Source organism: Corynebacterium sp. KPL4072, from assembly GCF_037908395.1.
In the GTDB taxonomy this organism is placed as follows: domain Bacteria; phylum Actinomycetota; class Actinomycetes; order Mycobacteriales; family Mycobacteriaceae; genus Corynebacterium; species Corynebacterium kefirresidentii.
Map to the genome: position 1 here is coordinate 95,672 of NZ_JBBMGE010000005.1, position 25,682 is coordinate 121,353.

25 protein-coding genes and 3 tRNA genes are annotated in these 25,682 nt (G+C 59.2%); 15 read left to right on the top strand and 13 right to left on the bottom strand.

Annotated features, from left to right (window positions below):
* The first annotated feature begins 8 nt into the window (after window positions 1–8).
* The 6 genes from gyrA to WMP97_RS06605 all read left to right on the top strand — a co-directional run bounded on the left by gyrA (window position 9) and on the right by WMP97_RS06605 (window position 4,365).
* Entirely contained in the window at window positions 9–2,561 is a 2,553-nt protein-coding gene (gene gyrA, locus WMP97_RS06580; protein WP_200288477.1) for a DNA gyrase subunit A, read from the top strand.
* A gap of 3 nt (window positions 2,562–2,564) precedes the next feature.
* Window positions 2,565–2,903 carry a DUF3566 domain-containing protein gene (locus WMP97_RS06585; protein ID WP_023020209.1) on the top strand — a complete coding sequence of 113 codons (339 nt, stop codon included), beginning with the start codon at window positions 2,565–2,567 and terminating at the stop codon, window positions 2,901–2,903.
* Between the two features lie 161 nt (window positions 2,904–3,064).
* A tRNA-Ile gene (locus tag WMP97_RS06590) sits at window positions 3,065–3,141 on the top strand.
* Window positions 3,142–3,150: 9 nt separating this feature from the next.
* Window positions 3,151–3,223: transfer RNA gene (locus WMP97_RS06595), tRNA-Ala, on the top strand.
* A 161-nt stretch (window positions 3,224–3,384) separates the two neighbouring features.
* Window positions 3,385–3,813, top strand: a complete 429-nt coding sequence (locus WMP97_RS06600) for an MmcQ/YjbR family DNA-binding protein (protein ID WP_023020210.1) — start codon at window positions 3,385–3,387, stop codon at window positions 3,811–3,813.
* A gap of 66 nt (window positions 3,814–3,879) precedes the next feature.
* Complete coding sequence (locus tag WMP97_RS06605) at window positions 3,880–4,365, top strand: MarR family winged helix-turn-helix transcriptional regulator (RefSeq protein ID WP_023020211.1); 486 nt, start codon at window positions 3,880–3,882, stop codon at window positions 4,363–4,365.
* Between the two features lie 12 nt (window positions 4,366–4,377).
* Here WMP97_RS06605 and WMP97_RS06610 read toward each other — a convergent pair whose 3' ends face one another.
* Window positions 4,378–4,926 (bottom strand): DNA-3-methyladenine glycosylase, encoded by a 549-nt coding sequence (locus tag WMP97_RS06610; protein WP_340440092.1) that lies wholly within the window; start codon window positions 4,924–4,926, stop codon window positions 4,378–4,380.
* Window positions 4,926–5,789: a polysaccharide deacetylase family protein gene (locus WMP97_RS06615; protein WP_340440093.1), complete on the bottom strand. Its 864-nt coding sequence runs from the start codon at window positions 5,787–5,789 to the stop codon at window positions 4,926–4,928. The genes WMP97_RS06610 and WMP97_RS06615 overlap by 1 nt, the downstream gene beginning before the upstream one ends.
* A gap of 167 nt (window positions 5,790–5,956) precedes the next feature.
* Here WMP97_RS06615 and WMP97_RS06620 point away from each other — a divergent pair.
* Window positions 5,957–6,029 (top strand) — tRNA-Ala (locus WMP97_RS06620).
* 208 nt (window positions 6,030–6,237) lie between these two features.
* The gene (locus WMP97_RS06625; RefSeq protein ID WP_005329702.1) at window positions 6,238–6,486 is read left to right on the top strand and encodes a hypothetical protein; all 249 of its coding nucleotides are present in this window, start codon (window positions 6,238–6,240) and stop codon (window positions 6,484–6,486) included.
* On the opposite strand, the gene WMP97_RS06630 is transcribed toward WMP97_RS06625, so the two are convergent.
* The 3 genes from WMP97_RS06630 to WMP97_RS06640 form a co-directional block, all read right to left on the bottom strand.
* The gene (locus WMP97_RS06630) at window positions 6,483–6,953 is read right to left on the bottom strand and encodes a GNAT family N-acetyltransferase (protein ID WP_023020214.1); all 471 of its coding nucleotides are present in this window, start codon (window positions 6,951–6,953) and stop codon (window positions 6,483–6,485) included. The genes WMP97_RS06625 and WMP97_RS06630 overlap by 4 nt on opposite strands.
* A 99-nt stretch (window positions 6,954–7,052) precedes the next feature.
* Window positions 7,053–7,256, bottom strand: coding sequence for a hypothetical protein (locus tag WMP97_RS06635; protein WP_005326240.1), 204 nt, complete (start codon window positions 7,254–7,256; stop codon window positions 7,053–7,055).
* A 133-nt stretch (window positions 7,257–7,389) separates the two neighbouring features.
* Window positions 7,390–8,127: a hypothetical protein gene (locus WMP97_RS06640; RefSeq protein WP_340440094.1), complete on the bottom strand. Its 738-nt coding sequence runs from the start codon at window positions 8,125–8,127 to the stop codon at window positions 7,390–7,392.
* Between the two features lie 282 nt (window positions 8,128–8,409).
* Here WMP97_RS06640 and WMP97_RS06645 point away from each other — a divergent pair, with 282 nt between their 5' ends.
* Both WMP97_RS06645 and metE read left to right on the top strand, forming a co-directional pair.
* Complete coding sequence (locus WMP97_RS06645; protein WP_316330811.1) at window positions 8,410–9,342, top strand: methylenetetrahydrofolate reductase; 933 nt, start codon at window positions 8,410–8,412, stop codon at window positions 9,340–9,342.
* The gene (metE, locus tag WMP97_RS06650) at window positions 9,329–11,599 is read left to right on the top strand and encodes a 5-methyltetrahydropteroyltriglutamate--homocysteine S-methyltransferase (RefSeq protein ID WP_340440095.1); all 2,271 of its coding nucleotides are present in this window, start codon (window positions 9,329–9,331) and stop codon (window positions 11,597–11,599) included. Before WMP97_RS06645 ends, metE begins: the two co-directional genes overlap by 14 nt.
* Before the next feature lie 48 nt (window positions 11,600–11,647).
* Here metE and WMP97_RS06655 read toward each other — a convergent pair whose 3' ends face one another.
* The gene (locus tag WMP97_RS06655) at window positions 11,648–12,286 is read right to left on the bottom strand and encodes a DedA family protein (RefSeq protein WP_248099363.1); all 639 of its coding nucleotides are present in this window, start codon (window positions 12,284–12,286) and stop codon (window positions 11,648–11,650) included.
* Window positions 12,287–12,428: 142 nt separating this feature from the next.
* On the opposite strand from WMP97_RS06655, the gene WMP97_RS06660 reads away from it, so the two are divergent.
* Window positions 12,429–14,066 (top strand): dihydroxyacetone kinase family protein, encoded by a 1,638-nt coding sequence (locus WMP97_RS06660; protein WP_340440096.1) that lies wholly within the window; start codon window positions 12,429–12,431, stop codon window positions 14,064–14,066.
* Here the strand turns inward: WMP97_RS06660 and WMP97_RS06665 are convergent.
* A complete protein-coding gene (locus WMP97_RS06665) occupies window positions 14,026–14,685 on the bottom strand; it encodes an HAD family hydrolase (protein WP_340440097.1) in 660 nt (219 codons plus the stop codon). The two genes, WMP97_RS06660 and WMP97_RS06665, sit on opposite strands and share 41 nt — an antisense overlap.
* Window positions 14,686–14,754: 69 nt before the next feature.
* Between WMP97_RS06665 and WMP97_RS06670 the strand changes: the two genes are divergently transcribed.
* The 4 genes from WMP97_RS06670 (at window position 14,755) to WMP97_RS06685 (ending at window position 18,512) form a co-directional block, all read left to right on the top strand.
* Entirely contained in the window at window positions 14,755–15,285 is a 531-nt protein-coding gene (locus WMP97_RS06670) for a peptidylprolyl isomerase (protein WP_034656094.1), read from the top strand.
* 108 nt (window positions 15,286–15,393) lie between these two features.
* A complete protein-coding gene (locus WMP97_RS06675; protein WP_340440098.1) occupies window positions 15,394–16,047 on the top strand; it encodes a rhomboid family intramembrane serine protease in 654 nt (217 codons plus the stop codon).
* 306 nt (window positions 16,048–16,353) lie between these two features.
* Window positions 16,354–17,811, top strand: a complete 1,458-nt coding sequence (locus tag WMP97_RS06680; RefSeq protein ID WP_340440099.1) for a phytoene desaturase family protein — start codon at window positions 16,354–16,356, stop codon at window positions 17,809–17,811.
* 5 nt (window positions 17,812–17,816) lie between these two features.
* Entirely contained in the window at window positions 17,817–18,512 is a 696-nt protein-coding gene (locus WMP97_RS06685; RefSeq protein ID WP_316330807.1) for a CPBP family intramembrane glutamic endopeptidase, read from the top strand.
* Here WMP97_RS06685 and WMP97_RS06690 read toward each other — a convergent pair.
* From WMP97_RS06690 to WMP97_RS06715, 6 genes are all read right to left on the bottom strand, one after another.
* Complete coding sequence (locus WMP97_RS06690) at window positions 18,509–19,087, bottom strand: hypothetical protein (RefSeq protein WP_301732827.1); 579 nt, start codon at window positions 19,085–19,087, stop codon at window positions 18,509–18,511. The two genes, WMP97_RS06685 and WMP97_RS06690, sit on opposite strands and share 4 nt — an antisense overlap.
* A 74-nt stretch (window positions 19,088–19,161) precedes the next feature.
* Window positions 19,162–19,431 (bottom strand): cell division protein CrgA, encoded by a 270-nt coding sequence (gene crgA, locus WMP97_RS06695; protein WP_005326260.1) that lies wholly within the window; start codon window positions 19,429–19,431, stop codon window positions 19,162–19,164.
* Window positions 19,432–19,495: 64 nt separating this feature from the next.
* Entirely contained in the window at window positions 19,496–21,454 is a 1,959-nt protein-coding gene (pknB, locus tag WMP97_RS06700) for a Stk1 family PASTA domain-containing Ser/Thr kinase (RefSeq protein WP_340440100.1), read from the bottom strand.
* A 3-nt stretch (window positions 21,455–21,457) separates the two neighbouring features.
* On the bottom strand, window positions 21,458–22,903 hold the full coding sequence (locus WMP97_RS06705) for a serine/threonine-protein kinase (protein WP_340440101.1): 1,446 nt from the start codon (window positions 22,901–22,903) through the stop codon (window positions 21,458–21,460).
* Window positions 22,903–24,333, bottom strand: coding sequence for a penicillin-binding protein 2 (locus WMP97_RS06710; protein ID WP_340440102.1), 1,431 nt, complete (start codon window positions 24,331–24,333; stop codon window positions 22,903–22,905). Before WMP97_RS06710 ends, WMP97_RS06705 begins: the two co-directional genes overlap by 1 nt.
* Complete coding sequence (locus tag WMP97_RS06715; RefSeq protein WP_340440103.1) at window positions 24,330–25,682, bottom strand: FtsW/RodA/SpoVE family cell cycle protein; 1,353 nt, start codon at window positions 25,680–25,682, stop codon at window positions 24,330–24,332. The genes WMP97_RS06710 and WMP97_RS06715 overlap by 4 nt, the downstream gene beginning before the upstream one ends.

Here is a 25,682-nt window from a genome sequence, read left to right on the forward strand (position 1 = left end):
CTGGCGTTATGAGTGACAATAACGACGATCTTTTTGATCGCATATTTCCCATTGACATTAATGAGGAGATGGAGTCGAGCTACATCGACTACGCCATGTCCGTCATCGTCGGCCGTGCCCTGCCGGAGGTGCGCGATGGACTAAAGCCGGTGCACCGCCGCATCCTCTACGCGATGTTCGATTCCGGTTACCGCCCGGAGCGCGGCTACGTAAAGTCCGCCCGCCCGGTCTCGGACACCATGGGTCAGTTCCACCCGCACGGTGACTCCGCCATCTATGACACCTTGGTGCGCTTGGCCCAGTCGTGGAATATGCGCTACCCACTGGTGGATGGCCAGGGTAACTTCGGCTCCCGCGGTAACGATGGCCCAGCAGCAATGCGTTATACGGAGTGTAAGCTCACTCCGCTGGCCATGGAGATGGTGCGCGATATCCGCGAAAACACCGTTGATTTCTCGCCCAACTACGATGGCAAAACCAGCGAGCCGGACGTACTGCCGTCCCGCGTTCCAAACCTGCTGATGAACGGTTCGGGCGGCATTGCCGTGGGTATGGCCACCAATATCCCGCCGCATAACCTCAACGAGCTGGCTGAGGCCATCTACTGGCTACTAGATAATCCAGACGCCGATGAAGAGACTGCGCTGGAAGCCTGCATGGAACGCGTCAAGGGCCCGGATTTCCCCACCGCGGGCCTCATCGTGGGCGATCAGGGCATCAAGGATGCCTACACCACCGGCCGCGGATCCATCCGCATGCGTGGTGTGACCTCCATCGAGGAGTCTGGATCCCGCCAGACCATTGTGATTACCGAGCTGCCGTTCCAGGTCAACCCGGATAACCTCATCTCCAATATCGCGGAGTCCGTGGCTAGCGGCAAGATCGCGGGTATTTCCAAGATTGAGGATGAATCCTCCGACCGCGTTGGCATGCGCATCGTCGTCACCCTCAAGCGCGACGCTGTGGCCCGCGTGGTGCTCAATAACCTCTACAAGCACTCCCAGCTGCAGACGTCCTTCGGCGCGAATATGCTCTCCATTGTCGATGGCGTGCCGCGCACCCTCCGCCTGGATCAGATGCTGCGCTACTACGTGGAGCACCAGATCGAGGTCATCGTTCGCCGTACCCAGTACCGCCTGAATGAGGCCGAAAAGCGCGCCCACATTCTGCGCGGTTTGGTCAAGGCCCTAGACATGCTCGATGAGGTCATTGCCCTCATCCGCCGTTCGCCCACCGTGGACGAGGCACGCGAGGGCTTGAAGGAGCTTCTCGACGTCGACGATATCCAGGCCGACGCCATCCTGGCCATGCAGCTGCGCAAACTGGCTGCCCTGGAACGCCAAAAGATCATCGATGAGTTGGCGGAAATCGAGCGCGAGATCGCTGATCTGAAGGATATCCTCGCCCGCGAGGAGCGCCAGCGCCAGATTGTCCACGATGAGCTGGCAGAGATCGTCGATAAGTATGGCGATGAACGCCGCACCGAAATCATTCCGGCAACCGGCGATGTGACCGATGAGGACCTTATCGCCCGCGAAAACGTTGTAGTCACCATTACTTCTACGGGCTACGCTAAGCGCACCAAGGTGGATTCCTACAAGGCGCAAAAGCGTGGTGGCAAGGGCGTGCGCGGCGCTGAGCTCAAGCAGGACGATATTGTCAAGAACTTCTTCGTCTGCTCCACGCACGACTGGATCTTGTTCTTTACCAACTTCGGCCGCGTCTACCGCCTCAAGGCTTATGAGCTGCCAGAGGCCGGTCGCGCCGCTCGTGGCCAGCACGTGGCAAACCTGCTGGAATTCCAGCCGGAAGAAAAGATTGCCCAGGTCATCCAGATCCAGTCCTACGAGGATGCTCCTTACCTGGTTCTCGCTACCCAGCAGGGCCGCGTGAAGAAGTCCCGTTTGACCGATTATGAGTCCGCGCGTTCCGCTGGCCTTATCGCCATCAACCTCAACGAGGGCGATGCTCTCATTGGCGCACAGCTCGTCTCCGAGGGCGATGACATCCTGCTCACCTCCGAGCAGGGACAGGCCATCCGCTTTACTGCGGACGACGACCAGCTGCGCCCCATGGGCCGCGCTACCGCTGGTGTGAAGGGCATGCGCTTCCGCGGCGATGACCAGCTGCTGTCCATGTCCGTGGTCCACGATGGCGAATTCCTCTTGGTTGCCACCTCCGGCGGCTACGGTAAGCGCACCGCTATCGAGGAATACACTACGCAGGGCCGCGGTGGCCTGGGTGTCATGACCTTCAAGTACACCCCGAAGCGCGGCAAGCTAATCGGCGCCATCTCTGTGGATGAGGATGATGAAATCTTCGCCATTACCTCCGCCGGCGGCGTCATCCGCACCGAGGTGGACCAGATTCGTCCGTCCTCCCGTGCCACGATGGGCGTGCGCTTGGTCAACCTGGGTGACGATGTCGAACTGCTTGCCATCGACCGCAACGTCGAAGAAGATGGTGAGGAAGACGCTCAGGCCGTGGCTAAGGGCGAAAAGACCGTGGATGAGGTCCAGCAGGAACACAAGGCTGGCGATGCTTCCAAGGATGAGGAGTAATTAATGGCACGACGAGACATAACGATTACGCGAATCTCGCCTATCTCGGCGTTCCGCGTCGGTCTGGCCCTGTCACTCGTCGGACTGATCGCCTGGATGCTGGCCGTATGCCTGCTTTATATTGGCCTGAACCAGGTGGGGATTTGGGAATCGCTCAATAGCCTCGTCGGCGGCGTCGGCGGCGGATTCGAGGTCACCTTCGGTGTCGTCATCTCCGCCTCCGCGCTCATCGGCGTTATTTTCGCCGTTCTCCTTACATTGCTGGCGCCTCTGATGGCGGTTATTTATAACGCCATCGTGGACGTCTTTGGCGGCCTGCGAGTCGACTTAGACAACCGCTAGCACCTCTCTTGCGTTTGAAGATGCCGGCACCTTCGGGTGCCGGCATTTTTCTTTCTTCAGTACGAATCTTCCCCTTTTGCTAATGGTCTGAAAAGCTTCTTGAGCAGGCGATTTGTATAAATCCGGGGATAGTATGTAGAGTTAATTCTCGTTCCGCACAAGGGCCTATAGCTCAGTCGGTTAGAGCGCATCGCTGATAACGATGAGGTCGCTGGTTCGATTCCAGCTAGGCCCACCACGGAACAATGGGGCATTAGCTCAATTGGTAGAGCATCTGCTTTGCAAGCAGAAGGTCAGGAGTTCGATTCTCCTATGCTCCACAGCATGAAGTCCGGCCTCCTCTTCGGAGGGGCCGGACATTTTTTATTTCCGCGGTCGTTCCCAAGCGCTCTGAGAAGTGACACAATGGCGAGCGCTCCACTCGGATCACCATTTTCGTCCATATAAACCGGCAAAACCGTCGACGAAAACCGAGGTTTGGATGGACGATATCGTTGAAGACAGCACTAAGCCAGTCTCGAAGAGGGAGCCGATGATGGATGGCAGTGGCCTCTACACAGTTGCACGGCAGCGCGCCGAAGAGATGCTCGGCTCGCAGGTACAGCATCCTTTCGGGCCCGACTGGGAAGTATTCAAAGTACGCGACAAAATTTTCCTGTTACTGACAGCAGTGACAGGTCAACAGCAAATGATCATTAAGGCCGAGCCGGAGGACTGCCAAGCGCTACAGCAGCAATACCCGTTCATTGCGCCGGGCTACCACATGAATAAGCGTCATTGGGTTTCCGTCTATCCACACGCAGAGCTGCACAAACAGCTGATAGAGGAGTTAGTCACGGATTCCTATCGTTTGGTGGTGGAGAAGCTGCCAAGAGGGCAGCGGCCGATCGATGCGTCCTTTGGGCACTAAGGTCTTTGCGTTTAGGGCAGTGATGAGTCACTTTAGAATTAAAGCCAAGTTGATAGAATAAATCCCATGACCGAGCGCGATGACTACTGGCTAAATGATGAAGAACTCGCATCATTTATGTCCCTAATGAGCGTAAATATTCGCTTGACCAATATTTTGGATGCTCAGCTGCGCGATGACGCAGGCCTGAGCTTTTTTGAATATACGGTGCTCTCTCGACTATCTGAGGCGGAAAATCGCGAGATGCGTATGCGTGATCTGGCGATTACCGCCAATGGATCTTTGTCTCGCTTGAGCCAGGTCGTTACGCGCCTAGAAAAGCAAGGGTGGGTCGTGCGCCAGCCGTGCCCGACTGACGGCCGCACCACCATGGCACAGCTGACGGATAGCGGCTGGGATAAGGTAGTAGAGACCGCGCCTGGACACGCTAAGCAGGCTCGGAAGTCCGTAATGGATAACCTGACCCGCACGCAGATCCGCCAGATGCTGCAGATCAATCAGCGGATCATAAAGGCCATCGAAAATGATGAGCGCTATGGTGGGCGCTATTAGTCAGCTTCCTCGTTACTTTTTGGGATAGCCGCGGCGGCCCGAGACGGTTTTATCGAATGGGATCCAAAACCGCAGGGCCGCTTCCTTGTTTTTCGAGATGCCGATGCGCGGTCCGCGTACCCATTCTGGTTCGGAGGTTCGCTCAACAATCTGAATTGGTTGGTGGTTATCTTCTAGCGTGAAGCCTAAGGCCTTGCCCAAGTTTCCTGGCCCGTGGGCAAGATTATGAAAATCGGTGGTGCCGCGGCGGGCGAAGGCGATATCGGCGCCCTCGATGATTTCGCCGCCGCGCAGCAGGCAGCCTTGGCCGGTGCCATCAGGGGCGCAAACGATATTGACGTTGCGGTGGATACCATAAGAAATATAGACGTAGAACCTACCCGGCGGACCGAACATGGCCGCATTGCGCGGGGTCTTGCCATTGAAGGTATGTGCAGCGGAATCCTTGGCACCGAGGTAAGCCTCAACCTCCGTGAGGCGGATGCTTACCCCGGCATGGGTGAGGGTACAGCCGAGGAGTTGGGGAGCGACGGCGTCGGCAGTCAGGGCAAAATCAATCATTAACCACGAGCGTAGTAGCGCTTACCTGCCACGGGGGTGCGTAGGAGGCGATCTAGGCTAACTGGCTCGAGGCCCTTGGCGCGCAGGCCGTCGATAACGCAATCGGCGGCGTCCACGGTGGTGGGGTGGATATCGTGCATCAACACTATGGAGCCGGCGCGGGCGCCTTGGACGGCCGCGGAGCACACATGGTCGGAGTTGCGGTCCTTCCAATCCACGGTGTCGACGTCCCACAACGCTTGGGAGACGCCCTTATCGCGGGTGGCCTGATCCACGGTGGCGTTGGTCGCGCCATAGGGCGGGCGTACCCAGCGCGTGCCTTGGCCGGTGGCCTTTTTGATGGCGGCATTGCCGGCGTCGATTTCCTGGGATACCTGGTCATAGGACAGGGTGTTGAGCTGGCGGTGGCTCTTGGTGTGGTTGCCGATGGTGTGGCCCTCGGCCTTCATGCGCTTGAGCAGCTCAGGATGCTGATATGCGTTGGGGGCTAGCACCATGAAGCTTGCGTGCGCGTTCTTCGCCTTGAGCTTGTCCAGTAGGCGGTTGGTCTCGGCACCGGGGCCGTCGTCATAGGTGATAGCTACGCAGTTGGCACAGTCGACGCCATCTTCACTACGCGGCTGGGGTTTCTTCGGAGCTGGGGCGGCGGGTGCCTTCTTCCCGGAGGTAGTGTGTGGAAATGCCTGGGAGCTGAAATCTTCGACCTGTGCGCGGGCATCCTCGAGGCGATGGTTGATTTCTCCTTGAATATCCGCGCTTGAAGACGCAGGCAATCGTGGGATTTGCGGTAACTGTGCATGAGCGGCGGCTGGCATGGCGGCGGCAATAAGCACGGTGAGTGCAGAGGTGAGGATGCGGCGCATAGTGTTCCTAAAAATGAGGGAAAGTGGACATGATGTGCCCATGACCCTAGCGCCCGAATGTAACCAAAGTGATAGGACATGCCTAAAGGGGCCAAAGTGATTTGAGTGGTTCAGGTTTTAAGCGGTTTGTGGTTGCTTCGGCTGCGGTAGTAAAGTGTGTAGGCACTGGGGCATTAGCTCAATTGGTAGAGCATCTGCTTTGCAAGCAGAAGGTCAGGAGTTCGATTCTCCTATGCTCCACAGCATGAAGTCCGGTTTCCTCTTCGGAGGGCGCCGGACTTTTCTCTGCGCAAGGGCAGCTAGGGGGCGATGTCGCGATTTTTCGATGTAAACTCCATTTTTGTCGGCGGAAATGGCAGGGATGTACGCGCACGGTCGCGGGGAGGAAATTTTAAGTACAGTAAGTGGGGAATTATTACTATTACGCGAAACCATTAGGAGACTAACCATGGCCGCCAACGTTCGCTACAACGATCCCTTTACCTCCACAGAGAAGAAAGTCTCGGCGCCGGAAGGCGCAGAATACGTTGTGGTGCGCAAACGTGGCGAGGCCGCAGTGGATGGCGAGGTCATGAGCTTTCACGGCACTCGTGAAGAGGCGCGCGAGGCGGTTATGGCTGGGCTGACCGAGGAGTTTAAGACGGCCGTGGATAATGAGCCGATTTACGTTACGCACGCCCGCCTGCGCTCGCTTTAGAAGCGCTTCAGCATCACAAAGTGTCCCTCGTGGCTGCCCACGTGTTCAAAGCCGAGGTGCTCATAGAGCCCCTTGGCGCGGGGGTTATCGGGGTGGACGGCTAGCGAGATGCCGGGGGCATGCAGGGTGTAGGCGAGGGAAATAGCGGCGTCGATAAGCGCGGTGGCAATGCCCTGTCCCTTATAGCGGGCCTCGACCGCGATGGCGAGCTCCGGAATGGCGGGCTCGACAAAGCCAAATCCGTGGTTGTCCTCCGTGCCCCAATTGAGCCACACGCCACCGGCCGGGACAAGCTCCTCCCAGGCGATGAAACCGCCCTGGTTGGGATCCCAATTTTCCACGTAGAAGGCAAAATCAGCGGCGAAGTCAGGGGAGAGCTCGCCGTGCTCGTCACCGAAAGTATCGGTGAGGAAGTTGAGGCGGGCGAGGTAGGTGCGGTCAGATTCTTGGGTTGCGCGAAGTTCCATGGAATCCACGATAGACGCCAGTGGTGCAGCACGGGGTACGCATGCGAAAATCCCCTCCGCACAGGACAGTGACCTGTGGGGAAGGGATGTGGCTGCCGCTTAGGCGAGGTGGTAATTGCGGACGTCGTGACCGTTAAACTCGCGCTCGATACCGGCCTCGTCTACGGAGTGGAAAGTGGTTCCGTTATCGATGGCGAAGCGCAGGTTATCCACGCGAGAGGAAGGGTCTTTAGACACCGCACCCGCTGGGAAGTAGTACGTTGAGCCGTCTTTGAGCTTGACGGTGAGGGACTCAAAGCTCATTGTTCATCTCCTTGTAGAAAGATCCCTAATGTGGGAATTCAATCAAGAGGTTTTTGTCTAAGCAAAGAAATGAGATCTAGGCAACGCTGAATATACCCCCACGGCGGGGTGGAAAGCGTAGTTATTCTTTGGCCTACAGGCGGTGCTTGCCCTCGTTTTGGTGGTCATCCGTGATGCGGGTGGTGTCGGCCGGCTGAGCTGCTTCCTCTTCGCGGTGCTTGGCCAGCTGCTCGTCGATGGAACCCAGCAGTTCTTCATCGCGTACAGCGCCTTCCTCAACGAGGTCAGACTGGGTGTCATTCTCGCTGGTGGAGGTGTAGACCAAGGTGGACTCAGGGGCGGTGTGGGAAGCGGACTGGAAGTCATCCACGCGCGGTGGGGTCTGGGATGGCTTGTCGTTGGAGCGCAGCCAGTAGTAGGAGGCACCGGCCGCGGCGGAAAGCACAGCGATAATGCCGGCGAAGATCCAGCCCTTGGAGGACTTCTGCTTCTTCTGTTTCTTGGCTACCTTGGCGGACTTCTTCTTGAGGTTCTTCTGCGCCTTCTGAGAATCCTTTTTGGCCTGCTTGCGGGCCTTCTTAGCCTTCTTGGTGGCCTCTTCCTTGGCGTCGTTCAGGCGCTCGGTGGCGTCCTCGCGGTAGTTGTTGAACTCTTCTAGGGCGCGCTCGAGGCGGGAGTGTGCGGCGCGGGTGACGGCGCCTGCCTGGCGGCGGGACTCGGCGAAGCTGCCGTTATCGCGCTCGTCCATCTTCTGCGCGGCCTCCTCTAGGGCGGTGTAGGCTTCGCGGGACTTTTCTTCGCGGTAGTTGTTGAACTGGCTCCACAGGTTCGATGCGGTCTTGAAGGCCAGGTTCAATGTGGTGGGGTTCATGGGGTGGAACACTCCTTAACTCAGGTTTATCAATTCGCTTTCACCCAGCATAGTGACGTAGTGGGTGGTGTACCACCGTGAGCGCGGCGGCGTGCTGGGGGAACGGGTCACAAATAGACCGCTTGGTTCAGAATGTGCGATTATTATTCAGCCAATTTTTCGCCAACCTCGCAGTTTGCGGGCTTGCAATGGTAATACCATTGCAAAATCGCTACCGCACAAACTGAACAGCTTGGTACGTTTTTGTCAACGCACCGACGACGACCAGCAAAGGAGGTGACTATGAGCCCGCGACTTTCGGCTTCCGCGCCCTTGGATTATGAAAGCGAAGAGGAATCCCATGTACCTGAGCGCCTCGCCCTTTCCTTCGAGGTAATCCCACCGCGCCACGATGCCGATGCCGCCAAGATCGACCGCCTGCTAGAGGTCCTGGAAAGCTATCACCCCGATTACATCGCGGTAACCAGTTCCCAGCGCTCCGGCTGGCTAGAGGGAACCGCGGCCTTCATTGAGAAAATCTCGCAGAACACCGCTATGCGCCCGCTGGCGCACCTGGCGTGCACGGCCGGCTCGCGCGACGAGCTCATCGGGTGGATTAATCGCTTGGTAGATGCCGGAGTGCGTGGCCTGCTAGCTCTGCGGGGTGACCTCCCCGAAGGGGGCATGCCAGAACACTACCTTCAGCATGCCGATGAACTGGTTCGCCTCATCCGGGAATTGGAGAGCCACCAAGCGGCCCGCTTTGCTGCCGGCCGACTCGCAGTAAGCGTGGCGTGCTATCCCAGCGGCCATGCTGAATCCAAGAACGAGGACGAGGACTTCGACGTCCTGCTCAATAAGCAGCGCCTCGGCGCGGACTTCGCCATCACCCAACTCTTTTTTGATGCCGAGGATTTCCTCCGCTTCGCCCAAAGGGCGGAGTTGGCCGGGGTGAAAATTCCCCTTATTCCGGGGATTATGCCCATGACCAGCCTGCGCCGGTTGGAACGAATGGGGCAGCTGTCCGGGCTTGCCGTACCCGAAAGGGTGCGCACTCGGCTCGCGGCAGCGAAAACCCCAGAAGAGGAATACGAAATCGGCATGGAGCTTAGCGCCCAATTGGCCCGCACCATCGTGGCCGGGGGAGCGGAAGGCCTCCATATCTATACCCACAACAATCCCGACATTACGCAAGACCTGTTATCTCGAATCGGAGTAAACAATGACGAACACTAATTTCCCCAAGGCGACGATTGAGGGCTACCCTCGCGTTGGCGCTAACCGCGAGCTCAAGCGCGCGCTGGAATCCTACTGGGCCGGCCGCATCGATGCAGAGACCTTTGAGTCTGCCGCTCATTCCCTGCGCGTGGATACCTATAACCGCCTGCGCGACCTCGGTCTTACTGAGGACTATGCCATTCCAGCCGACGTCGCTTACTACGACCAGGTGCTCGAGACCGCACTGACCGTAGGCGTCGTAGCCGGCGAGACCCTGGATGATGAGTTCACCTTGGCCCGCGGCAATAAGGACACCGCGCCGCTAGAGATGACTAAGTGGTTCGATACCAACTACCACTACATTGTCCCGGAAATTTCTGATGACCAGGACTTTAAGGCGCGCCCACAGCGCGTTATCAAGCTGGTGGAAGAAGCCCGCGCAGCAGGTCATACCGTGCGCCCATACCTCGTCGGCCCGGTTACCCTGCTGGCCTTGTCCAAGCAGGCCGAGGGCGCTACCAAGTCTCCGCTTGACCGCTTGGATGATGCTGTCAAGGCTTATCAGGAGGTACTGGCCGAGCTGGATAAATCCGGCGTGAAGTGGGTACAGCTAGCTGAGCCTGGCCTAGTGGCGGACCTGACCGTTGCCACCGATGAGGAGCTTGCCGCCCACACCAAGCGCGCCTATGAGGCGATCTTGGGTGCAGACAACCGCCCGCAGGTCTACCTCACCACCCCGTATGGCTCTGCGCGCAAGGGCCTTGAGGTTTTGGCGGAACTTAAGCCAGAGGCCGTCCAGGTGGACCTTTCCGTGGGCACCTTGGCTCTCGATGAGGGCTACCTTGAGCGCGTGAAGAAGCTGAACTCGCACGTGGTTGCTGGGCTTATCGACGGCCGCAATGTCTGGGCCGCCAACCTGCGTGACCTGCGCTCCAAGTACGAGGACCTAGAGAGCAGCCTCGACTCCCTGTCCGTATCGACCTCTGTATCCTTGCAGCACGTGCCGCACACCGTGGAGGCAGAAACCAAGCTGCCTGCAGACGTCGCCACCTGGTTCTCCTTCGCCAATGAGAAGGTCAAGGAAGTCGTCGCCCTCTCCCAGGGTCCGCTGGAGGCACCAGAGGCTTATAGCATCAGCGACCGCGCAGTGCGCACCCGTGCCGAATCCGAGCGCATCCACAACGCGGCGGTGAAGGCGCGCATCGAGAAGCTGCCGGCCGGCGAGGTCAAGCGCGAGCCTGCCTTTGCCGAGCGCAACGAGGCGCAAAAGGAACTCGGCTTGCCGCAGCTGCCGACTACCACCATTGGTTCATTCCCACAGACCAAGGAAATCCGCCAAGCGCGTGCGGCGCACCGCAAGGGCGAGCTTTCCGACGCCGATTACAACGCCGCCCTCAAGGATGAGGTCAAGTCCGTCATCGAGCTGCAAGAGCGCCTCGGCCTCGATGTACTTGTACACGGCGAGCCAGAGCGCAATGATATGGTCCAGTACTTTGCCGAGCTGCTCGATGGTTTCGTAACCACCGAAAACGGCTGGGTCCAGTCTTATGGCTCCCGCTGCACCCGCCCGCCAATAGTCGTAGGCGACATCTCCCGCCCGGCTGCGATGACCACCGAGTGGTCCAAGTACGCCCAGTCGCTCTCGGAGCACCACGTCAAGGGCATGCTTACCGGCCCGGTGACTATCCTGGCCTGGTCCTTCGTGCGTGATGACGTCCACCAGTCCATCTCTGCGGACCAGCTCGGCGTCGCGCTGGCGGATGAGGTCCGGGACTTGGAAGAGGCCGGCATCGACATCATTCAGATCGATGAACCCGCCTTGCGTGAACTGCTGCCTTTGCGTGAGGAAGACCGCAAGGCCTACCTGGATTGGGCCGTGCGCTCCTTCCGCCTCGTTGCACTCGAGGCCAAGCCGACCACCCAGATCCACACCCACCTGTGTTACTCCGAGTTCGGCCAAATCATCGATGCCGTTGCCGGCCTCGATGCCGATGTCACCTCCATCGAGGCGGCCCGCTCCCGCATGGAACTGCTCGAAGACATCGACGAGACCTTCCATTCCGAGATTGGCCCGGGCATCTACGATATCCACTCCCCACGCGTGCCCTCCGTGGCGGAGATGGCCGAGCTCATCCGCGCTGCGCTCAAGCACGTGCCGGTCGAGCGCCTGTGGGTTAATCCAGACTGCGGCCTTAAGACTCGCGGCTACGAGGAGACCGAGGCCTCCTTGCGCAATATGGTGCTGGCTCGCGATGAGGTACGTGATTCCCTCTAAGTCCTCTTAACCTCATAGAATCCCGGCTGGGAAATGGGCAACTAGCCCTTAACTGGCCGGGATTTCGCGCTTTGCCTTGCGGCGCTTGTTGATCCACCCGATGATCATCGGCAGCACGGAAATTGCCACCACAATCAGCATGATGATGTCGATGGAGTGAGCAATGCCCGGGATACCGCCCAGAAGTACGCCGACCAGCAGCATGGAGCCTACCCAGCCGATGCCACCGAGGATATTCCAGCGCAAGAAGGAGGAGTAGCCCATTTCCGCGGTGCCGGCGGCGAAGGGGACGAAAGTGCGCACGATTGGTACGAATCGGCCCAATACAAGGGCCACCGGGCCGTGGCGCTGGAAGAAGTCTTCCGCGCTATCGAGGTGTTCGGTGCGCAGAACGCGGGCATCGTCCTTGAAAAGCTTGCGGCCAAAGCGGCGGCCCAAGTAGAAGCCCACCTGGTCGCCGGCAAAGGCGGCCACCGCGGCCACGACAAAGAGCAGCCAGGCGTTGATGTCGAGTTCGTGGCGCAGGATGGCCGCGGTAACGAGCAAAGAATCACCCGGCAGGAACGGGAAAAGCACGCCGGACTCGATGAAGATGACCACGGCGACGCCGAGCAGAATATAAGGTCCAAAGCTTTGGAGCAGGGAACCTGCGTCCATAAGGTTGTGGAGGGAGGACAAGAAATCCATGTGCGGATCCTTTCTTAGTGGTTCTTTTAGTATCCTCCGCAAACTGCAAAGTAGCTGCGAATCCACTGGGTGTCCGAATGGAACCGATATGTTTCTTTTCTCCTCCTAGCTTCCGGGTAAGAAACATCACTAGCCTGGGAGTATGAACCACTCCGCATTCCGTAATAGTCAAGACACTTTTCTCTCCGACGCCCTCGCTGGGCTCATCGCCAACCACCCCGATGCTCGCTGGCACGACGTTGGCTTCATTGGCCGCTCCACGCCGCTGCGCACCGCGGACGGTGATCCGGCAGTGGCGGTGATTTCCGGTGGCGGTTCCGGTCACGAACCGATGCATGCCGGGTTTGTCGGCCAGGGCATGCTCGCAGCGGCCTGCCCGGGGTTGCTCTTTACCTCCCCGAACGCGGTCCAGGTCAGCGAGGCCACCCAGTGGGCTGACCAGGGCAGGGGAGTAGTCCATGTGGTGAAGAATTACACCGGAGACGTCATGAACTTTACCGTCGCTCGCAACGCCGCCGAGGCGGTAGACACCCGCACGGTGCTGGTGGCCGATGATATTGCCACCGATGGCAATGAGGACGGCCCCGGTCGCCGCGGTACGGGTGCGACCATCCTGGTGGAAAAGGTCGCAGGAGCTGCTGCCTACCGCGGCGACGACGTGGATAAGGTTGCTGAATTAGGGCAGCGCACTGCGGATAATTCTCGCAGCATGTCCGTGGCGTTGGGTGCCGGTTTTATGCCGACTACCGGCCGCGAGACCTTTGATCTTGCAACCGGCCAGATGGAGGTGGGAGTGGGCATTCACGGTGAGCCGGGCACCCACACCGAGCAGGTAGATAGCGCGAGCGCCATCGTGAATCAGGTCCTGGATAAAATCGTGCCGGCTCTTGACCTGGGCCAAGGCGATGAAGTGGTATGCCTGGTCAACGGCTTAGGCGGCACCACCCCGCTGGAGCTGAGTTTGCTCTTTGGTGAGGCCTCCGCGCAGCTGGCCCAGCGAGGCGTCACCGTAGCCCGGTCGTTGGTGGGATCCTATGTCACCGCAGTCAATATGCACGGTGCTTCCTTTACTCTGCTCAAGGCAGATGCGGAGCTGCTCGAGCTTATCGACGCCCCCACTGCCGCCCCTGCCTGGCCCCATGCCCTGGGCCGCGCGAAGGCGGTAGAACCCGCCACCATCACCTTCCAGGATGAACTTCCTACCGAGGGCGAAGAGAATCAGTGGCTCACCGCCTTTGTGGAGCGTCTCCAAGCCTCCTTCGAGGCGCTTACGGAGCTGGACCGCAAAGCCGGCGACGGCGACTTTGGCCAGAACATGGAGGCGGCCTTTGGTGGCATTGAGACTCCACTGCGCGGTACGGATACCGAGATCTTCACCGGGCTGGCCAAGCGTCTGCTCGTCCTCGCCGGTGGTACCTCCGGCGCCGTATTCGGCACGCTCTTTAATGAATTGGCTCGGGCGGAGTCGCTGGCGGATGGGCTCAACGCAGCGGCTGACCTAATCCACGAGCTCGGCGGCGCCCAGCGCGGTGATCGCACCATGCTCGATGCCCTCATTCCCGCCGCAGAAAAAGCCAGCGAGCTAGGGGCGAAGGATCCGGACGCGGAGACCTTGCAGGCGCTTTTCGACGCCGCCCATGCCGGCGCCCTCGACACCGAGGATCTCGCGGCAAAGAAAGGCCGCGCCTCCTACCTGGGAGATCGCAGCAAGGGCGTTATCGATCCGGGCGCCATCGTGGTCAGCTGGCTCTTTGGGGGAGAACCTCTCTCAGCGCACTAAGCGAGCTGAGATCTCCCTTACCGGTACGGTCGAGGTGGAGCGCATGCAGACCCGCTGTGCGAGCTCCCTGTACGTCGTTGGCCAGGGAATCGCCCACCATGAGCGTGTTTGCGGGGGTCACTTCGAGCTGGCGGCAAGCAGCGAGGTAGGCCTCCCGTTGTGGTTTGGGGCAGCCGAGGTCGACGGTGGGGATGAGGAGGACGTCGGCAAGCGCAAGGCCCGTAGCCTCCAGCTTCGCCTGCTGCATTTCGCGCTCGCCGTTGGTGAGTATGCCGACCTGAAAACCGGATTCGAGGGCCCAGGTGAGGGTGGGCAGGGCGTCGGCAAAGGCGCGCCATTGCTCCCGGTAGGCGGAAAGATAGCCGTCATAGGCGGCCAGCGCCTCGGCATCGCTCATGTTCCGGCCGAGGAATTCGCGGCAGCGCGCCGCGCGCTGGCCGTGGTGGGAGACCTCGCCGCGCTCATAGGCTTGAAACCACTTTCGTTCGATGGCCGCGAACCGCGCATGCTGGCCCTCGGGCAGGCCGAGCTTGCGGCACCACTGATCCACCGCGTCTCGGGCCGCGCGGGTGTGATCGAGCAAGGTGTCATCCAGATCAAAAAGAAGCGCGCGAATCATGCCTTCAGGCTAGCGCGATCGCTGACAGCGTTATGTCATGCGCGGCAGGCACGCGTTAAATTCTTTACAATGGCTGGCATGACTCAGAAGACCGCAACTGCAACGATGCATACCAACTACGGTGACATTGTTATCGATCTCTTCGGTAACCATGCACCGGTAACCGTTGAAAACTTCATCGGCCTGGCCAAGGGCGAGAAGGACTACTCCTCCCAGAATGCAAAGGGCGAGCAGTCCGGCCCGTTCTATGACGGTGCAATCTTCCACCGCATCATCGATAACTTCATGATTCAGGGCGGCGACCCGACCGGCACCGGCCGCGGTGGCCCGGGATACCAGTTCCAGGATGAATTCCACCCGGAGCTGCAGTTCGACCGCCCATTCCTGCTGGCCATGGCTAATGCCGGCCCAGGCACCAACGGTTCCCAGTTCTTCATCACCGTGGCGCCGACCCCGCACCTGAACAACCACCACACCATCTTTGGCGAGGTAACTGACGCTGCTTCCCAGGAGGTTGTGTCCAAGATCGCCAAGGTGGATACCGACCGCATGGACCGTCCGCACGAGGACGTTGTTATCGAGTCCATCGATATCGCGTAATCGCCTTTTCCTCGGGCCCGTCACCGCATTATTCGTGCGGCGGCGGGCTCGTTGCAGTTTTCCCGAGCTATCTACAGCCAGACCTCCGCCTAAAGGACTGACAACTTCATGACCATGGTGAGAAACTATGTCCGCGCTACCCCAGCGACCGCGCTCATCGCCGCCGTCTGCATCATCGCTTGGCTGATTACCGCGGTGCAGGCGCGCACGCTAGGAGCCACCTTCTATGATTCCCCGCTCGCAGCGGATTGGGGCCTGTGGGGACCGGATTATCCCTTCCGCCCCCAGACTGCGCTGTCTTCGGAGTTCATGCACCTAGACGCGGGCCATTTGGCGGTGAATATGATCATGCTCTTGCTCATAGGCAGGGAAGTGGAGCGGACGCTTGGCACCGGGTTGTATCTTGCCGCTTATTTCACCTCTTGCCTAGGCGCATCCGCCATGATCTTGAAATTCGACTTCAATACCCCCACCGTCGGCGCCTCCGGTGCGCTCTTCGCACTCATGGTCATGCTGGTAGGTGCTTATCGCCAGCGCGGGCTCGATCTCCGCGCGCCCATCGCCTTGGTTGTGGCGAACGTGGCCTATACCTTCCTGGCCAATGGCGTATCCCTGTGGGGACACTTGGGTGGGTTGTGCACAGGCCTCGTGTTGAGCCTTTTTCTCTATCGAAAAAGCCCCTTTCTTCGCTGGGGCGGTGTTGTTGTGGTGGCCGCGGTAATCCTCGCGCTCTTGGCCCAACAAGCTGGGTTTTGGGGATAACTGTGAATTTTGATCACCGGAAAGCATGTGCGAAAGAATTCCACAATGTTTATCCACAATGTGGATAACTACATTTTTGTAATTTACCGAACGCTTTTCCGGAGTTTTCCCTGATCGCGCTGGTCTAGACCGTGCGGAAGTAAGAAAATCCGCCTGTGGAAGTTCGTGAAAACAGTTATCCACAGGGTGTTAATAATTGTGTGAAATTCACATTTCACAGGCTTTCTCCACAGCCTGTGGATAACTTTCTACCCACTGTGTGAGCAAGACTGATAAATTTGGGTACTGACCTGCATAAGGAGCATTGTGGATTATCAACCTCGCGCTGTGATCGTCGGCGCAGGACCTAATGGACTCACGGCCGCGGCGCGTTTGGCCATGGCTGGCTGGAGTGTGGATATCTACGAACGGGCCGACTGGGCCGGTGGTGCGGCAGCCTCCTCGGCGGAGACTTTTCCGGGCACGATTGTGGATCTCGGAGCGGCCGGGCACCCTTTTGGCGTGGCGAGTCCGGCGTTCCGCGCCCTCGATCTGGAATCCCATGGTTTGCGGTGGCTTAACGCCCCCTATCCCATGGCCCATCCGCTAGAGGGAGCCCCGGCCGGGATCTTGCAGGGTTCCTTGGCGGATACGGCCGCGGAGTTGGGAGCCGATGCCCGCGCGTGGACGCGGTTGCACGGACACATTGTCCGGCACATTGATGAGCATGTGGGGAATGCACTAACGCCGCTGGTACGCTGGCCCGATCGCCCCGTGCGCTTGGCACAGTTCGGCGCGGCCGGCATCGTGCCCGCCAGTCAGCTCGGCCGAGCGGTCTTGGCTACGCCACAGGCCCGCGCCCTCTTCGCGGGCAGCGCGGTCCACGCGATTACCTCGCCTACGAGGCCATTTACCTCCGCATTCGGCTTGCTCTTTGGCGGGTTAGGCATGACCCGCGGCTGGCCCGTAGTGGAGGGCGGCACCGGCGCTCTTATCGACGCCCTCTTAAACCTCCTCCGTTCCCATCATGCCCGCCTCCACACCGGCTGCGAGGTTCGCGACCTGCGGGAATTGCCCGCAGCCGAGGCGATCATTGTGAACCTGACCCCGCAGCAGATCCTGGGGCTACGTGGGCTGGAGCTTCCCAGCCGTGTTAGCCGCAGCCTGACGCGCTGGCGATATGGCAGCGCCGTCTTCAAAGTGGATTTCCACCTCAGCGAGCCCGTGCCGTGGACCGACTCGCGCGTGGGCCAGGCCGGCACCGTGCATGTGGGAGGCACGGTGGAGGAGATTTGTAGGGCAGAGGGGGACGTCGGCAAGCGGCGCATGCCCGAGCGACCCCTAGTATTGGCCTGCCAACAATACGTGGCCGACCCTTCCCGTGGGCTTACGCTGTGGACTTATGCGCACGTCCCGCGCGGCTATGCGGAGCGCTATCCGGGTGAGGTAACCGAGCTGATTACTGCGCAGATCGAACGCTTTGCCCCCGGTTTTCGGGATACCATCCTGGCTACCCACGCCACTAGCCCAGCCGAGCTGGAGCGGTGGAATCCCAACCTGGTGGGCGGCGATATTGCCGGCGGATCCATGACTGGGCTGCAAACTCTCCTGCGGCCACGCCTTTCGCCCCATCCGCATCGCCTCGCTCCGGGAGTATATATGGCCTCCAGCTCCGCCGCTCCCGGTGCTGGTGTGCACGGTATGCCGGGATGGTGGGCCGCCGAGGAAGCACGGAACTCGCAAATAAAATCATTCCCAAGTATTAGACGGGGGATGGAACGTTAGACAGTATGATTACTGTATTGAAGAATTCTCAGCTTCATCCTCCGGTCCGAGGTGTGCATATGGCGTGGGCGGCAGCAAGTGTAGCTGCCATGTTCGCTGGTGCGGCGATTGTCGGTATCGCCTGTGGGCTGTTTTCCGGCGGGCAGCGGTCCTGGGTTGCCCTGGGGGTTTCACTAGGCGGCGCGATTAGTGGGTTGGGCATTTTATGGTACGGTTTCTGTCGGCGTCTAGGCTGGTCCCACCGCGAACTCGGATTTCTCCCCTGTACACATTCGCTTTGGCACCTCCTGTGGTGGATACCGCTTACCCTGCTGGGCGGTGGCGCGGCTACGGGAGTGATTGGATGGCTTTTTGGTACTGAGCAAAAATCTTCAAGTATTGCTGATGGTATAGGCATCAGTCCTGTTGCTTCTGTGCTCGCGGCCGTGTGCGGTGCAGTGGTCATTCCCCTAATCGAAGAAGTTGCCTTCCGACGAATCCTTTTTGATTGGTTGCAAGGAAAGATGCCTACCGCCACAGCTGCTTCCGCAACAGTGGCCATTTTTGCAGTAATGCACGGCATCCCCATGGTCGTGGTCTACCTCTTCTTTGCTGGCACATCACTTGTTGTGGCACGACTGTGGTTTAGATCCCTCACTGCGCCGTTTCTCATTCACTGTGTAAACAATTCGGTGGTATTTTTGGTCGCACTTGCCGGTTAATCCTGCTGTGCTTTGAATCGTGCTCGCCCCCGCCAGAACAAGAGGCCCGCACCGATGAGCCAGAGAGTCGCAGCGGCGAAGTACTCAGGGATGGTCGTGGTGCGGGGCAAGTAGGAACTGCCTGGGACGAGCCCTGCTATGACAGGCTCGAGGAGGAAGCCCAGGACGGCGAGATAGTCGAACCACCGGAACTGGGCCGAGGCCGCGCCGGCCAGCCCCAATACCGGTCCAGAGATGAGCGCCAGGATAAACCACTGGGCGTTGTACTCAAATGCCTCCCGCCAGTTGTACACACCGAAGACCACGAGCAAGGCGTAGTGCACGGCCAGCATCAAAACGATAATTCCCGTACCGGCCAGGAGTGCCTTGAGCCACCGGCCCGAATAATTCTTGCCTATGAGGTAGCTAAAGATTCCCCACACCATGCCCGAGCCCAGGACATTGCCTAGGTAGTTGCGCACGGAAAGGCGGAGGGGAGCGGCGCCGGTGAGTAGGGTGGGGTCGGCAAACGCGATGTGCACGGCCGCGTAGGCCACCGAAATGATGAGGCCAGCAGCAAGAATGTGGCGAGACATGTGGCTCCTAGATATGAAAAACCCTCGCCACCTACAGGAAGCAGGGAGCGAGGGAACAGGCTGGGAGGTCTAGCTTAGCGCCACCCCATGGTCATCAGCAGGCCGATGATGGCCAAGCCAAAACCGATGCCATAATTCCAAGCGCCGAGGTCCGCCATGAATGGGATGTCCTGGCCAGCGAGGTAATTGACCACGAGCCACAGCAAGCCGATGACCATCAGGCCCAGCATGATGGCTACGTACCACTTCGGGGTGCCCTCCGAATTGATCTTGACGGGGGTGCGGTTGGTAGCAGAGCTCGAGGTAGGGACGGAGGAGCTCTGAGAAATCTTTGACTTCGGCATAAGATACCTTTTCTAGATTTAAGTTCTTATCTAAGTTCGTACTGAGACCTTAGGATACCAGCAGCTATGGCTGCGGCAGAAGTGCAGCGGGGTCGAAATTCCACAGGCGAACCTCAATGTTTTGATCCTTACGCATGGTATCGCCTGGATTCACAGAGGCCCAGCCAATCTTATTGCTATCCACCAGTGCGCCGGTAGGCACGGGCTCACCCGGCACTAGCTGGCCAGTCCAGCCAGCCGCGCGGAGTTCATCTTCGGCCTGCTTCTGACTCTGTCTTACCAGGTCAGGAGCCTTAAAGAGCATGCCATTGGAGACCTCAACGGTGACCGGCTTGCCCTTTTCCAGCTCCGCGCCCTCATTGGATACGCTCAGCACCGTGCCCTTCGGCTCCAAAGAATCGACCTCGCGCACGTCTACATCAAAGTCATTGGATTCGAGGCGGCTTTGGGCATCTTCTACATTCATGCCGGAAACATCGGGTACGCGCTTCTTTTCGACGCCCTTAGACACCGTCACCCGTACCTTCGATCCCTTGGATAGTTGGGTGCCGCCGGCAGGATCCTGCTTGATGATTTGGCCGGCTGGTGCTTCATCGTTTTCCTCCGAAACGTCGGAGTTGAGTGCCAAGCCGGCCTCTTCGAGGGCCTGGGAGGCCTCGTCCAAGGTCATGCCGGTGATGTCCGGGACATCAGTAATTTCCTTACCGGAGGACACAGTCAACGTTACCGAGGCATTCTTTTGCAGCTCGGAACCCGGGGCGGGGTTGATGCGGATGACATTATTGCGAGGGATATCCGGGTTGGCTTCCTCGTTGACGGTAACCTGCAGGCCCATGTCTTCGAGTTCCTTAACCACCTCATTGCGTGGGCGGTTTTCCACCTCTGGCACGATGATCTTGTCGTGCGGGGCAGATTGGGTCTGGCGTGGCTTTTCGGGATCCTTCTTGTCATTGGAGAAGAAGTCCCATGCGAAGTAGCCCACGATAGCTACCAAGAGGGCGGCCAAGAAGGCAGCCAACCACTTCATCCAGCCGCCGCCCTGCTTCTCATCCTCTTCGGAGGGGCGGGTGGATTGAATCGGTGCGCGGTGCGCTGCCGCGGAGGCCGCAGCGGCACCCACCATCTCGGTAGGCTGCTCGACCTCGTCCTCATTAACATGCATGCGCGCTGCCGCGGTGACCTGTCCATTGCGCAGGCGTTCCAAATCGCCGGCCATCTCCCAGGCGGATTGATAACGATCCGCAGGGTGCTTCGCCATTGCGGTAAGCACCACCGCATCAATGTTGACGCGCTGGGTGGGGGTTAGTGAAGGATCCGCGATGAGCTCCGACGGTGGTGTCGGCTCTTCCTGTACGTGCTGATAAGCAACCGCAAACGGGGTTTCGCCCTCAAATGGGGTCTGACCGGTAAGGGCCTCGTAGAGCACGCAGCCCAGTGCATAGACGTCCGAACGGGCATCCGCATTCTTACCGCGGGCTTGCTCGGGAGAAAGATATTGGGCGGTGCCGATAACGGCGGAGGTTTGCGTCATCGCCGAGGTGGAATCATCCAAGGCGCGAGCGATGCCGAAGTCCATCACCTTCACCTGGCCGGTGTTGGTGAGCATAATATTTGCCGGCTTGATATCGCGGTGGATAATGCCGGCTTCGTGCGAGGCTTGCAGTGCATCCGCTACCGGTTTGAGGATATCCGCCGCTTCCTGGGCGGATAGTGCTCCATCCTCGCGAATGATATCGCGCAGGGTGCGTCCATTGACCCGCTCCATGACGATATACGGGATGGTCATGCCATCCAGCTCGGTTTCCCCGGTGTCATAAACCGCCACGATATTGGGGTGATTCAACTTGCCCGAGTTCTGGGCCTCGCGGTAAAAACGCTCCCGGAAATTGACGTCGCGCGCCATTTCCGGGCGGAGCATCTTTACCGCAACCTGGCGGCCTAGGACAGTGTCTTCGGCAGCATAGACCTCAGACATGCCGCCGGCGCCGATGATCTCGCCTCTCCGATAGCGGTCATTGACCATCGCTTAGTCACCCTCCTGTGTCAGTAAATCAGCCAAGTCTCCGGGGAGCTCATTAGCCTGCGAGTTTACTGGAGTATCCAGCTCAGGTGTGTTTTCAACGTGCGTATCCTGCGGATTCTGTTGCGTCGGTAGGGCCGGGGACTGCTGTTGATGGGTGGGCGAGTGGCGCGTGGGTGTCTCACGGTGAGTAGTACGCGGAGTCTCTTCTTGCTCCGTCTCCTGCGGCTCGGTCTCTGTCACCGTCACCGGTGCTGGGGCCTCTACCGTATCTTCGTCCGGGGTGTCTTGGTGGGTGGTGGTGGGATCGCGGTACTCCGTAACCACCGAGGTTTCCGGCGTGCTGGAGGGTGCGCTCGTTCCCTCGCTATCGCTTAGCTGCTGGTAGGCGAGGTAACCACCGCCGGCCAAGGCCGCGAGGAGCAAGGTGATGCCCAGGCCCTTCAGAAAGGAGGAGCCACCCTTCGATTCCTTAACTGGAGCGGTTCCCGCTGCCGGATGGATCGTGGTGGGTTGGGCAACGTTGCCCAACATCTCCGTCGAGGCGGACGGCGATGGTTCTGGTGCGCGCTGCGCTAGCGGTGCGGACTTGGGCTGTGGCGGGCGCTTGCCCAAGCGGACTGCGGAGATGGCTAGAGTGAACTCGTTGCCATCGGCGTAGCGGGTGGCCGGATCCTTGCGCAACGCAATGCGAATGAGCTCGCGCGCCGGGGCGCTGATATTTGTCGATAGCGGATCCGGCTCCTGATTGATATGCGCCAGGGCGATGGACACGGAGGAATCTCCGGTAAAGGGACGCTTGCCGGCGAGCATTTCATAGCCAACGACGCCGAGTGAATAGACGTCGGAAGCCGGCGTCACATCCTTTCCCTGTGCTTGCTCGGGAGACACATACTGTGCGGTGCCTACCACCATGCCGGTGCGAGTCAGCGGCACGGCTGCGGCTGCCTTGGCAATGCCAAAGTCCGTGATCTTGACCTGGCCATTTTGCGTAATGAGCAAGTTGCCGGGCTTAATATCGCGGTGCACGAGCTCCATGCGGTGGATGATGGACAGGCCATGCGCAGCCTGCTCGAGGACGTCGAGAGCCAGCTCCTCCTGCAGCGTATTTTCGCGCGCCAGCAGGTCTGCAAGGGATTCGCCACGGACGTATTCCAAGGCCATGAAACAGAATTTGCGGCCGTTGTCTTCCAATTCGCGGTAATCATAGGTGGCTACCACGTTCTCGGACTGAATAGATTCGGCCGATTTCGCCTCGTTGCGGAAACGCGAGAGGAACTCTTGGTTATCGGAAAATTCCGGGCGTAGAACCTTGAGTGCGACCTCCCGATCATTGCGGGTGTCATCGGCCAACCACACGGTGGACATTCCGCCGTGGCCGATTACCCACTGCAGCTCGTAGTCGCTGCCAATCAGTGCCTGGAGATGTTCCTTATTCTCGGCGCTATTCATTACTGCTCCCCCTGGTATGCGCGCAGGATAGCGCGGCCAATTGGGCCGGAAACCTTGCCGCCCGTCGCGGACTCACCTAAGTTACCACCATTTTTTACCACGACGCCCACTGCGATATCCCGCTCCGGATCGAAGGCAACGTACCACACGTGCGGGGCTAGGCCCTCGCCATGCTCAGCGGTACCGGTCTTGGAAGCAAAGCCATTGCCATCATATCCAGCGGAGGAACGCTCCGAGGCATACATCAAATCAGTAAGCGTAGCCGCAGTTTCCTCGTTAACCGCCTGGTCCGCCTTCTTTGGTTTGGTGGTGCGGATGTCCTTCATCTGGGAGTCGGTAATGCGATTGACCAGGTAAGGCTGCATGCGGGTGCCCTTATTGGCCACGGTGCCCGCCATAACAGCGGCTTGCAGCGCGGTCATGGTGACATCGCGCTGACCAATGGCGGACTGCGCCGTGGCCGCCCCATCCGGCAAATCGCCCAAGGTACCGGCGGAGGTGGAGACGCCCAAGTCATAGTTTTCTCCCACGCCAAAGGCCTTGGCATATTTGCGCAACTCATCTGCGCCGAGCTGCTCCGACATCTCCACAAAAGCGGTATTGCACGACAGCGCAAAGGCGGTCTGCAGGGTTACCGCATCCTGGCCGTTGCACTTTTGGTTGGCATAGTTAGTCAGCTCCGTCACCGTGTCTGGCAAGGTAATGACATTGGAACCGGTCAAGGTGGAGGAAGGATTAAAACCGTTGTTCAGACCGGCCGCGGTGGTAATGATCTTGAAAATGGAACCGGGAGGCAGCGTTTCTGCACCGGCGTGGTTGACCAGCGGCTGCCCCTCCTGCTCTTGCAGGTTGGCCCAAACATCTTCAGCGGAATCGCCCATCAGATCATTCGGGTTGTAGCCGGGGTTGGAGGCCATAGCCAGAATCTTGCCGGTGGAAGGCTGAATGGCAACCGCAGACCCCTCGTAACCCGGGCCCACAAGCTGATCATAGGCAGCCTGCTGGAGTGCAGGATCAATGGTGACCTCTACATTTGCGCCCTGCTTCGGCTTATCGGCCAGAGCATCGAGCCAGTTTTGCTTCATCAATGAATCATCGGTGCCATTGAGGATGTCATTTTGGGAGGACTCTAGTTCCGAGGCACCAAATTGGCTCGACAAGTAGCCGGTCAAGTTGCCAAAGGCCGGTGAATCAATGGGGTAGGAGCGCGAGTAGGTCTCGTCTGGATTCTGCGTCGACTGTGCCAATACGGTATTGCCCGCGAAGATCTGTCCGCGCGGGGTGGTCTGCATTTCCATGAAGCCGCGCATATTCCGCGGATTATGGGCGTATTTATCTTCAGAAAAAGCCTGAATCACCGTCAAGTTGACCAGCAAGATGGCCGTCAAAATGATGGCGAATAAGGACACTAGACGGATGGATCTATTCATCGGTGAGCCTCCTGGACCGACGGGAACATGGAGGTATCGCTCGGCGCATTGCTCGAGGTCTCCTGCATGGGGCGACGAGCCGCGTTAGAGATCCGCAGCAAGATCGCCAATAACACATAGTTAGCCATGAGAGAGGAACCACCGGCAGACATGAACGGCGTGGTCAAACCGGTCATCGGCAGCAGGGCGGAAATGCCGCCGGTGACCACAAAGACCTGGACTGCCAAGGTAAGAGAAAGACCGGAAGCCACCAGCTTGCCATAGGTATCGCGGGTGCGCAGCGCAGTGCCAAAGCCGCGGATGGCCAGCATACCGAAAAGCACCAGTACGCCGGCAAGGCCAATGAGGCCGAACTCCTCACCTATTGCGGCAAGGATGTAATCCGAGTGGGCCACCGGAACGAGTTCTGGATGCCCCTCGCCCAAGCCGCTGCCAGAGATGCCGCCGGAAGACAAGCCGAATAGCGACTGGGAGAGCTGGAAACCCGTGACGTCATAATTGCCCAGCGGGTCTAAGAAGTTAGAAAAGCGTTGCTGGATTTTCGCGGAGATCTGATAAATACCGAAACCACCTACACCGACGAGGACAACGCCGATAAGCAGCCAGCTCACCCGGCCCGTGGCCATAAACAGCATGCCAAGGACGGTGCTAAACAGCAGCAGCGCTGGGCCGAAGTCATTGGAGATACCCATGATGACGATCGCGACGGCCCAAATGATCAGGATGGGTGCGAGGTCGCGCAAGCGCGGCAGGGAGATACCCAGTACTCGGTATCCCGCCACGGTAAACAGGGAGCGCTTCTGCGTCAGCAGCATGGCAAAGAACAAGATCAGCAAGATCTTGGAGAACTCGCCGGGCTGGATTGAAAAGGGACCCAAGTTTATCCAGATGCGTGCCTCCACGTCCGCAGGCTGCGGCCATACCAGCGGCAGGGCCAGCAGGACAAGGCCTGCGGCACCCAAGATATAGGAGTAGCGCGTCAGCGACCTGTGATCCTTCAAAATGGCCAAGACCAGCACGAAGAGTACGAGTCCGACGATGGTCCACATGACCTGACGCACCGCGAGCCCGCTTTCATTGACCAGATCCAGGCGGGCCAACATGATGAGCCCGATGCCATTGAGGATCGCCACGATGGGCAGCATGATCTGATCGGCATAAGGCGCTAAGAAGCACATCACCAGATGGGCGACGGTAAAGACGCCAATGAAACCGCCAATGAGATAAACCAGGTCCATGGTCAGAGCGTTGTCTTGGGAAAGCTCCAGGCTGACCAGGGTAATAGCGAAGACAATGGCGGCTAGGATGAGCAGGCCGAGTTCGGTCCCTCGGCTAAAAAACTTTTTCAC